Here is a 10181-nt window from a genome sequence, read left to right as displayed (position 1 = left end):
GCCACAACCAAGCGCTCATCGCGCTCGCACGGCGACGCTGTGACGTCCTGTTCGCCATGCTGCGCGACGGCACCATTTACCAACCCAAGTCAGCCCCTACCGCTTGACGAAACACATAGGGGCACTCCCCCGCCGTCGCGTCCCGCACCGCCTGCGTGACGATCCGCGCGAGCCGCTCGACGGTCGGCGTCGCCGACGACGTACGCCGCAGCAGCATCAGCGGCAGGCTCGGCAACGCCGGCAGCCCGGACGCCGCCGCGTCGAGCACGCGCACCGACGCGGGCAGCCCGTAGTGCGAGCGCACCGTCAGCCCGAGGCCGGCCGCCGCCGCGGCCCACAGCCCGGCCAGGCTCGGCGTCGTGAACGCGACGCGCCACGGCACGTCCGCGCGATCGAGCGCATCGGTCGCCGCGCCGAAGAAGCGGCACGGCCGGTCGAACACGACGAGCGGCAACGGCTCGCCCGACGCGCACATCGCACGAAGGCGCGCGCCGCCATCGTCGGCCGCGTCCGCCGGCCCGTCGCCGTCCGGCATCCCGAAGCCGCTCGCGCCGACCGCCGCGATCCACTGCATCGGCACCTGCGCGATCGCGTCGCTGTCGATGCCCGCGCGCGACACCAGTGTCGCCGACGCCGGATCGCCCCACACGAGCGCGAGATCGAGCTGGTTCGCGTCGAGCCGCTCGAGCAACTCGGCATTGCGCGCGACGCGCGCCTCGATCCTCACCTTCGGATGCGCCCGCGCGAAACGCCCGAGCACGTCGGGCAGGATCGCTTCGCCGAAGTCCTCCTGCAGGCCGACCCGCACCCAGCCGTCGAGATTCACGCCGCGCACCGCCGCGGCCGCTTCGTCGTTCAGCTCGATCATCCGCCGCGCATAGCGCAGCATCGCGTCGCCGGCGTCGGTCAGCGCGAGCCCGCGCCCGGCCTTCACGAACAACGGCGTGCCGGCCTGTTCCTCGAGCTTGCGGATCTGCGCGCTCACCGCCGACGACGAACGCGCGACGCGATCGGCGGCCTTCGCGAAGCTGCCGAGATCCACGCCCGCCACCAGGCTGCGCAACGCCGCGACGTCGAAGTTCGGCCGGGCCAGCGTGGCGTCGGGTGCCGCGAGCGCCGCCGCGCCGTGGGCATTGTCTTGTCCGGACATTTCAATCATCCCGTTTTATCGAACGATTCATCAAAAACTTTCCGATTTTCGGGATGAATGTAGATCGCCACACTGACGATGTCAATTTCCCGAACGGGCCCTGTCGTCATGGATACCTCCTGCCTCGCTTCCCCGTCCTCGCCCGCGCACGCCGCGCGCGGCCCGGCCCATCGCTGGCGCGTGCTCGCGGCCGGCGTCGCCGCGAACATGAGCTTTTCCGCGGCCGCGGCCGGCATTCCGACCACCGCCGTGTGGATGCGCTCGGCCTATCACCTCGACAACGGCGCGCTCGGCCTCGTGCTCGGCGCGCTCGGCTTCGGCGTCGCGCTGTCGGAGTTGCCGTGGGGGATCGCCGCCGACCGCTTCGGCGATCGCCGCGTGCTGCTCACGGGCCTCGTCGCGACGGCCGCGATGCTTGCGCTGATGGTGGCCACGATCGTCCCGACCGCGCACGCGGTGCCGCCGCTCACGCGTGTCGTCGCGGCGATGTGCTGCGTCGGCCTGCTCGGCGGCAGCGTGAACGGATCGAGCGGACGCGCGGTGATGCGCTGGTTCGGCGAGCGCGAACGCGGGCTCGCGATGAGCATCCGCCAGACGGCCGTGCCGCTCGGCGGCGGTGTCGGCGCGGCGCTGCTGCCGTCGCTCGCGTCGCATGCGGGCTTCGCCGCGGTGTACGGCGCGTTGATGCTGCTGTGCGCCGGATCGGCCGCGCTGACGTGGCGCTGGCTGCACGAACCGCCCGAGGCGCCGGCCGGCGCGCACCGCCCCGTCGCGCAGCAGCAGCCGGCCGCGCCCGCGCGCAGCCCGCTTGCGAGCGGCCGCGTGTGGCGCATCGTGCTCGGCATCGGCGCGCTGTGTGCGCCGCAGTTCGCGGTGCTCACATTCGCGACCGTGTTCCTGCACGATTTCGGCCGGCTCGGCCTGGCCGGCATCAGCGCGGCGATGGTCGCGCTGCAGCTCGGCGCGATGGTGATGCGCGTGTGGAGCGGCCGCCATACCGACCGGCACGGCAACCGGCGGGCGTACCTGCGCGGGTCGGTGTGCGTCGCGGCCGGTTCGTTCGCGCTGCTCGCGGCCGCCACCGCCGGCAGCCCGCACGTGCCGCTCGCCGCGATCGTCGCGATCCTCGTGTTCGCCGGCATCTGCGTGTCGGCGTGGCACGGCGTCGCGTATACGGAACTCGCGACGCTCGCGGGCGCGAACCACGCCGGCACCGCGCTCGGGATGGCGAACACGATCGTCTATCTCGGGCTGTTCGCGACGCCGCTCGCGATTCCGCCGCTGCTCGCCGTCAGTTCGTGGAGCGTGGTCTGGCTCGCGGCCGCGCTGATCGCGGCTGCGACCTGGCCGCTGTTCGCGCGGTAACGACCACGATCGCCAGCGCGCGGCACGCGCGGACGCCGTCCTGCTTGCGGCACATGCATGCAGCCCGTCGCGCGCATGCCACGACGTCCGCCCACCGTCATGCCGCCTCGCGCGCCAGCGCACGCCGCGCGGCCGGCCGCTCGGCCTCGCGCTGCGCGTGCGCGGTCCACGCGGGATGCCGCGCCATGTCGAGCCCGATCGCCACGCCCCAGCGATACAGCACCAGCAGGAACGGATCGACAATCGAATGGCCGCCCGGCTCGGCCCACGTGCGTCCGTCGGCGAGCGCGGCTTCGATCGTGGCGTTCGCCGCATCGATCACGTCACGCCCGTGCGCGCTGACCGCACCGTGCAGCGCCGGATCGCTGATGAAGCGCCCCGGCCGCCACAGCGTGCCGTAGCCGACGCCATGCACCCAGCCGACCAGCCAGGCGAGCCATTCGTGACAGCGCGCCTCGCGCAGCGGATCGTCGAGCGGCAGCAACCGCGCGTCCGGATGACGGCGCGCGAGATACGTGAGGATCGCGGGCGTTTCGGTCAGCACGCGCGGCTCGCCCGGAATCGCGAGCACGGGCACGCGCGCCTTCGGGTTGATCGCGAGATAACGCGCATCGAGGTTCTGCTGCTCGCGCACGGACACGACCTCGATGTCGAACGGCACGCCGGTTTCCTCGAGCGCGATGTGAGCGGCGAGCGAACATGCGCCCGGAGAAAGATAGAGACGATAGGCGTTCATGATGGCGTTGCCCGGTGGGCACCTGATGAAAGACGGCACCGAGTGTAGGAACGCATCGACCGCCGCCGCAAACGATGAATTGTCGTGCTCGGACATTAGTGATACTAATGCGCGATGCGACGCATTCACCTTCCCCCGCTGCAGACGTTGCGTGCGTTCGAAGCCGCCGTGCGGCTGCAGAGCTTCACGCGCGCGGCCGACGAACTCGCGCTCACGCAGGGCGCGGTCAGCCAGCACATCCGCGCGCTCGAAGCGCAGCTCGGCCATCCGCTGTTCACGCGCGAGCGCAGCGGCGCGACGCCGACTCATGCCGCGCATGCGCTCGTGCTGCAGGTGCGCCAGGGCCTGAGTGTGCTCGAACGCGCGTTCGAGCCGGCGCTCGCCGCGCGCAGCCGCCCGCGTATCTGCGACGTCACGCTGAACGTGAGCGTGCTGCCGAGCGTCGCCGAGCGCTGGCTCGTGCCACGCCTGCCGCGCTTCGCGGCCGCGCATCCGCACATCGCGATCGTGCTGCATCCAGACGCGGCGCTCGCGCCGCTGCGCAAGCGCGACCGCATCGACGTCGCGCTGCGCTACGGGCCCGGCAGCTGGCCGGGCGTCGTCGCCGAGAAGCTGATGAACGAGACGGTGTTCCCGGTCGCGAGCCCCGCGTATCGCAATCGCGACGGCATCGCGCCGCGCGCGCCTGCCGATCTCGTGCGCGCGACGCTGCTGCGCCATCCCGCGCAGCCTTGGGAACCGTGGTTCCAGGCCGCGCGGCTCGACCTGACCGAATCCGCGCGCGCGCCGCGCTTCACCGACGCGAACGCATTGATCGACGCGACGCTGAAAGGACGCGGCGTCGCGCTCGCACGCCGCTCGCTGATCGAACCCGAACTCGCCGCCGGCACGCTCGTGCGCGTGTCGACGGTGCGCGTGACCGACGTGTATGCGCACTACGTGGTGTGGCGCCCCGATCATCCGCGCGAAGCGGCGATCCGTACGTGGCTCGACTGGCTGCGCAGCGAAGTGCGGCGCCGGACGCCGCGCCGCTGACACACGGCGCCCGCCTGCGCGGCGAAGCGCGCGAAAGCACAACGCGCGCGAAAGCATTTAGTCGGCTCGACGAAAGCCGTTCGCGATCATGCTCCGGTCGCAAACGATTCACCGAATCGTCGCATCGCACCGGCATACTCGAAAACGTTTCCCGATCCGCCTGCCAGGAGAGAAGTCATGCGTCGCGTTGCCCTCGTCGTCGTTCTATGTGCCGCCACCGTCATCGCCGCCTGCAGCGACGACGCGCCGCACGACGCGCACACGGCCGACGCCTCCCAACAGGCCGGCGCATCGCCCGGCTCCGCGAGCGCGTTCAACAGCGATGCGGGCGCGCACGCCGCCGCGTCCGATGCCGCACCGCTCGCGCCGCCCGTCGTCCACTACCCGCCCGACGATGACGACGACACGAAGCCCGCGGCGAACGCGGGCGCGTCCGGCGTCGCCGCATCGTCGGCGCACTGATCCCGCCGTTCCTGTCCCTGCCCCCCCCGATCGCAGAACCGAGGTGAAATAACATGACGTCATCCAGCCGCCGCCGTTTCCTGCATACCGTCGCACAATCCGCGGGCGCGGCCGTCGCGCTTAACGCGTTCCCCGAGTCGATCCGCCGCGCGCTCGCGATTCCGGCCGCGCGCGGCACCGGCACGATCCGCGATGTCGCGCACATCGTCGTGTTCATGCAGGAAAACCGTTCGTTCGACCATTACTTCGGACACCTGCGCGGCGTGCGCGGCTACAACGACCGCTTCCCGATCCCGCTGCCGAACGGCAAGCCGGTGTGGTACCAGCCGTCGAAGGAAGACCCGGCGAAGCCCGTGCTGCCGTTCCGGCTGGACACGAAGACGACCAGCGCGCAGTGCCTCGGCGCGCTCGACCACTCGTGGGCGAAGACCCACGCGGCGATCGACGGCGGCCGCTACGATCAGTGGCCCGCGAACAAGACCGACATGACGATGGGCTATCACGTGCGCGAGGACATCCCGTTCCACTACGCGCTCGCCGATGCGTTCACCGTGTGCGACAACTACTTCTGCTCGCTGCCGGGGCCGACGCACCCGAACCGCTCGTACCTGATGACGGGCACCGTCGACCCGACCGGCAAGTTCGGCGGCCCGCTGCTCGACAACGCCGACTACGTCGACGGCGACCTGCCGCCCGCGTACCAGCTGCTGTCGTGGACGACCTTCCCCGAACGGCTCGAGGCGCGCGGCGTGTCGTGGCAGATCTACCAGCAGGGGCTGACGTGGGCCGATCCGTACAACGGCAACTACGGCACGAACATCCTGCAGAACTTCACGAACTTCATCAACGCGAAGCCGGGCTCGTCGCTGTACCAGCGCGCGCAGACGGTGCGCACGCTCGACAACCTGAAGGACGACGTGATCAACGACCGCCTGCCGCAGGTGTCGTGGCTGCTGCCGCCCGCCGTGTTCTCCGAGCACCCGAAATACACGCCGGCATACGGCGCGAACTACACGTCGCAGATCCTCGACGCGCTCACGGCAAATCCGGACGTGTGGGCGAAGACCGTGCTGTTCATCATGTACGACGAGAACGACGGCTTCTTCGATCACGTCGTGCCGCCGCAGCCGCCGACGTCGGCCGCGCAGGGCGCATCGACCGTAACCACCGACGGCGAGCTGCACACGGTCGTGAATCCCGGCCGCGGCGGCAGCTATACGGCCGACGGCCTCCCGTACGGCCTCGGGCCGCGCGTGCCGATGACGGTCGTGTCGCCGTGGTCGAAAGGCGGCTTCGTGTGCTCGCAGGTGTTCGACCACACGTCGGTGATCCGCTTCATCGGCGAGCGCTTCGGCGTCGACGAACCGAACATCACGCCGTGGCGCCGGACCGTCTGCGGCGACCTCACCGCCGCGTTCGACTTCCGCTCGTCCGACGCGTCGTTCCCGACGCTGCCCGACACGAGCCAGTACCGCTCGATCGCCGACCAGCAATGCACGTCGCAACCCGCGCCGACCGTGCCCGCGACGCCGTCGCCGATCGATCCGCAGGAACCCGGCGTGCGGCCCGCGCGCGCGCTGCCGTACGAACTGCATGTGAACGCGAGCATCTACAGCGGCAACACGCTGCGCATCGAGTTCGCGAACCGCGGCAACCAGGGCGCGCACTTCCAGGTGTACGCGACGAACCGCACCGACGGCCCGTGGCGCTACACGGTCGGCGCGCGCCGCGTGCTGCACGCGGACTTCGACCTGACGGAGACGAACGGCGCGTATGCGTTCTCGGTGTATGGGCCGAACGGCTTCGTGCGGATGTTCGCGGGCAACGTGTCGGCCGCGACGGCGCGCCGCCGCAACCATGCGCAGCCGGAAGTGAAGGCCGGCTACGACATCGCGAACGGCAACCTGTACCTGAAGCTGCGCAACCATGGCGCGGGCCACGTGACGCTGACGCTGGCCGACAACGCATACGGCACGCCCGCGCGCCAGGTGACGCTGCACGGCGGCGACGAACACGTCGAGCAATGGGCGCTCGCGTCGAGCCATCACTGGTATGACGTGACGGTGAGCGACGGCGCGAACGGCACGTTCTCGCGCCGCTTCGCGGGCCACGTCGAGAACGGCCGGCCGAGCTACTCGGATCCGGCCGCGGTGCGGCCCGTTTCCGCGTCGTAAGCGCAGCGCGCACGCGCAAAGCGGCCCTCGCCGCGCAGCGCGTGCGCGTGAGTGTCAGATCGCGTGCGCGAGCGCGCGGTCAACGAGCGCGGCGTCGAAGCCGTCGTCCGCGTCGCGAAAGCGCAGCGGCGCCGCGCAGTGCACCAGCGTGTCGATGAAGTACTTCGCGCGCGGCCATGGCCCGAAGCCGGCCGCGGTGTTGATGTGTCCCGCGTCGCCGAGATTGACGAACGCGCTGCCGAGCCGCCGCGCGAGCGTGCGCGCATCGGCGAGCGGCATCCACGGATCGGTCTCGCTGCCGATCACGATCGACGGCACCGCGAGCCGGCGCGCGTCGAACGGCCCGGCAAAGGTGAATTTCTTCGGGCTGGCCGGTGCGACGAGCAGCACGCCCGCGACGTCGGCCGCCTGCGGCCATTGCGCGAGCGCATGCGCGGCCGCGAGGCAGCCGAAGCTGTGCGCGGCCAGCACGAACGGGCCGCGCTCGCGATCGAGCAGCGCGCGCACGGATTGCGCCCAGCGCGCGAGATCCGGCGCATCCCAGTCGGCCTGTTCGACCCGCAGCGAGCGCGGGAACTGCCGCTCCAGCCAGGTCTGCCAGTGGGCGCCTTCGCTGCCGTGCAGGCCCGGAACGGTCACGAGCCGCGGCGGCCACGCCGATTTGCTGCATGCGCGCATGATTGCCCTCGCTTGCTTTGCTTGAAGACGGGATTCGATTGTGGCGTGCCGCGCGCGGCGGCCGAACCAATATTTTGTGCTTTGCTTTTGCGCGGTACGGCCGCGCGGCGCGGGCCGGCCGCCTCGCGGCGGCGCAACGCGCCACGAAACCGTAGAATGTGGGCTTCCCGCTTGCCTTGCATCGGATCGAACCGGGCGCTGCCGCGCCGGTTCCGATCGACAGGAGACGCCCGATGTCCGCTACGCCCGCCGGCGCGCTGCGCCCGTTCCATCTCGCCTTTCCCGTGTCGAGCCTCGCCGGCGCGCGCGCGTTCTACGGCGGCCTGCTCGGCTGCCCCGAAGGCCGCAGCTCGGAACACTGGGTCGACTTCGATTTCTTCGGGCACCAGCTCGTCGCGCACCTCGCGCCGGACGAAACCGGCAAGAGCGCGGTGAACCCGGTCGACGGCGACGACGTGCCCGTGCGCCATTTCGGCGTCGTGCTGTCGATGGATGAATGGCAGGCGCTCGCCGACAAGCTCAAGGCCGCGCACACGCGCTTCGTGATCGAGCCGCACATCCGCTTCAAGGGCGAGGTCGGCGAGCAGGCGACGATGTTCTTCCTCGATCCGTGCGGCAACGCGCTGGAGTTCAAGGCGTTCGCCGACATCGGCCAGCTGTTCGCGAAGTAGGCGCATGAAGATCCTGTTCTACTCGCCGCATCAGGAAGCCGACGCATGGCGCGACGCGATCGCGCGTGCGCTGCCCGAGGCCGAGCTGCGCGCGTGGCAGCCGGGCGACGCGGGCGCCGCCGACTACGCGCTCGTCTGGCGCGCGCCGCGCGAGCTGTTCGCGCCCCGCGACGGCCTGCGCGCGATCTTCAATCTCGGCGCGGGCGTCGACGCGCTGCTCGCGCTCGACCGCGCGCATCCCGGCACGCTGCCGCGCGACGTGCCGCTGGTGCGCCTCGAGGATTCGGGCATGGCGCGGCAGATGATCGAATACGTAACGCATGCGGTGCTGCGCTACCTGCGCCGCTTCGACGAATACGACGCGCTGCAGCGCGAACGCCGCTGGCAGGTGCTCGAGCCGCATCCGCGCGCGGGTTTCACCGTCGCAGTGCTCGGTCTCGGCGTGCTCGGCGCGCAGGTCGCGCAGGCGCTCGCGGCGCTCGGCCTGCCGGTGCGCGGCTACAGCCGCAGCCCGAAACGGCTCGACGGTGTCGAGACCTTCGCGGGCGACGGCGCGTTCGACGCGTGCATCGACGGCGCGAAGGTGCTCGTGAACCTGCTGCCGAGCACGCGCGATACCGACGGAATCCTGTCGGCACGGACCTTCGCGAAGCTGGCGCCGGGCGCGTACCTGGTGAACGTCGCACGCGGCGCACATCTCGTCGAGGCCGACCTGCTCGACGCGCTCGCGAGCGGCCGGATCGCCGCCGCGACGCTCGACGTGTTCCAGCACGAGCCGCTGCCCGTTGACCACCCGTTCTGGCACGCGCCGCGCATCACGATCACGCCGCACAGCTCGGCCGAGACGCTGCGCGACGAAGCCGTCGAGCAGATCGCCGGCAAGATCCGCGCGCTCGAGCGCGGCGAGCGCGTCGGCGGCATCGTCGACTACGCGCGCGGCTACTGAATTCCGCCTATACGAAACTGGAGACAACCATGACGTTCCCCACCGCCGTCAAGATCGTCGAAGTCGGCCCGCGCGACGGGCTGCAGAACGAAAAGACCTTCGTGCCGACCGACGTGAAGATCGCGCTCGTCGACCGGCTGTCGCGCGCCGGCTTCCGCAATATCGAAGCGGCGTCGTTCGTGTCGCCGAAATGGGTGCCGCAGATGGCCGACGGCGCCGACGTGATGGCCGGCATCGAGCGGCGCGCGGGCACCGTGTATTCGGTGCTCACGCCGAACCTGAAAGGCTTCGAGAACGCGCTCGCCGCGCGTGCCGACGAAGTGGTGATCTTCGGCGCGGCGAGCGAGGCGTTCTCGCAGCGGAACATCAACTGCAGCATCGCCGAGAGCATCGCGCGCTTCGAGCCGGTCGCGAAGGCCGCGAAGGATGCCGGCCTGCGGCTGCGCGGCAGCGTGTCGTGCACGCTCGGCTGCCCGTACCAGGGCGAGGTGCCGGTCGCCTCGGTCGTCGACGTCGTCGAACGCTTCGCCGCGCTCGGCTGCGACGAGATCGACATCGCCGACACGATCGGCGTCGGCACGCCGAAGCGCACGCGCGAAGTGCTGTCGGCCGTCACGCGGGTGTTTCCGCGCGAGCGGCTGTCGGGCCACTTCCACGACACCTACGGCCAGGCGCTCGCGAACATCTACGCGGCGCTGTTCGAAGGAATCGAGATCTTTCACGCGTCGGTCGCCGGCCTCGGCGGCTGCCCGTATGCGAAGGGCGCGACCGGCAACGTCGCGACCGAGGACGTGCTGTACCTGATGCAGGGCCTCGGCATCGACACCGGCATCGACCTCGCGCAGGTGGTCGCCGCCGGCGACTTCATCTCCCATGCGATCGGCCGCGCGAACGTGTCGCGCGCCGGTCGCGCGCTGCTCGCCAAGGCGCAGAGCGCGGCCGACACGCCGAGCTGCGTCTGACC

The 10181-nt window shown here is 70.8% G+C and carries 10 protein-coding genes; 7 read left to right on the top strand and 3 right to left on the bottom strand.

Annotation, left to right across the window (positions count from 1 at the left end; all coding sequences use genetic code 11):
• Positions 1-76 precede the first annotated feature (76 nt).
• Positions 77-1150 (bottom strand): LysR substrate-binding domain-containing protein, encoded by a 1074-nt coding sequence (locus tag HWX25_RS22520; RefSeq protein WP_175910595.1) that lies wholly within the window; start codon positions 1148-1150, stop codon positions 77-79.
• A 108-nt stretch (positions 1151-1258) separates the two neighbouring features.
• Here HWX25_RS22520 and HWX25_RS22515 point away from each other — a divergent pair, with 108 nt between their 5' ends.
• Entirely contained in the window at positions 1259-2515 is a 1257-nt protein-coding gene (locus HWX25_RS22515; RefSeq protein ID WP_175910593.1) for an MFS transporter, read from the top strand.
• A 97-nt stretch (positions 2516-2612) separates the two neighbouring features.
• Here the strand turns inward: HWX25_RS22515 and HWX25_RS22510 are convergent, their stop codons facing one another.
• Positions 2613-3251, bottom strand: a complete 639-nt coding sequence (locus HWX25_RS22510) for a glutathione S-transferase (protein ID WP_175910592.1) — start codon at positions 3249-3251, stop codon at positions 2613-2615.
• Between the two features lie 114 nt (positions 3252-3365).
• Between HWX25_RS22510 and HWX25_RS22505 the strand changes: the two genes are divergently transcribed.
• The 3 genes from HWX25_RS22505 to HWX25_RS22495 all read left to right on the top strand — a co-directional run bounded on the left by HWX25_RS22505 (position 3366) and on the right by HWX25_RS22495 (position 6922).
• Positions 3366-4286, top strand: coding sequence for a LysR substrate-binding domain-containing protein (locus HWX25_RS22505; protein WP_175910590.1), 921 nt, complete (start codon positions 3366-3368; stop codon positions 4284-4286).
• Between the two features lie 177 nt (positions 4287-4463).
• A complete protein-coding gene (locus tag HWX25_RS22500) occupies positions 4464-4748 on the top strand; it encodes a hypothetical protein (RefSeq protein ID WP_175910588.1) in 285 nt (94 codons plus the stop codon).
• A gap of 53 nt (positions 4749-4801) precedes the next feature.
• Positions 4802-6922 (top strand): phospholipase C, phosphocholine-specific, encoded by a 2121-nt coding sequence (locus tag HWX25_RS22495; RefSeq protein ID WP_175910586.1) that lies wholly within the window; start codon positions 4802-4804, stop codon positions 6920-6922.
• 54 nt (positions 6923-6976) lie between these two features.
• Here the strand turns inward: HWX25_RS22495 and HWX25_RS22490 are convergent, their stop codons facing one another.
• Entirely contained in the window at positions 6977-7600 is a 624-nt protein-coding gene (locus tag HWX25_RS22490) for an alpha/beta hydrolase (RefSeq protein WP_059819874.1), read from the bottom strand.
• A gap of 233 nt (positions 7601-7833) precedes the next feature.
• Between HWX25_RS22490 and HWX25_RS22485 the strand changes: the two genes are divergently transcribed.
• The 3 genes from HWX25_RS22485 to HWX25_RS22475 are packed head-to-tail and all read left to right on the top strand — an operon-like array spanning position 7834 to position 10179.
• Complete coding sequence (locus tag HWX25_RS22485; protein ID WP_059599989.1) at positions 7834-8271, top strand: VOC family protein; 438 nt, start codon at positions 7834-7836, stop codon at positions 8269-8271.
• 4 nt (positions 8272-8275) lie between these two features.
• Positions 8276-9217 carry a glyoxylate/hydroxypyruvate reductase A gene (locus tag HWX25_RS22480; RefSeq protein ID WP_175910584.1) on the top strand — a complete coding sequence of 314 codons (942 nt, stop codon included), beginning with the start codon at positions 8276-8278 and terminating at the stop codon, positions 9215-9217.
• Positions 9218-9246: 29 nt separating this feature from the next.
• Entirely contained in the window at positions 9247-10179 is a 933-nt protein-coding gene (locus HWX25_RS22475; RefSeq protein ID WP_059691385.1) for a hydroxymethylglutaryl-CoA lyase, read from the top strand.
• Positions 10180-10181: the final 2 nt, after the last annotated feature.

Source organism: Burkholderia sp. BCC1640 (assembly GCF_902833125.1).
Taxonomy (GTDB): domain Bacteria; phylum Pseudomonadota; class Gammaproteobacteria; order Burkholderiales; family Burkholderiaceae; genus Burkholderia; species Burkholderia diffusa.
Note: the sequence above shows the minus strand (reverse complement) of the source record. Positions and strands in the feature narration are given on the sequence as shown.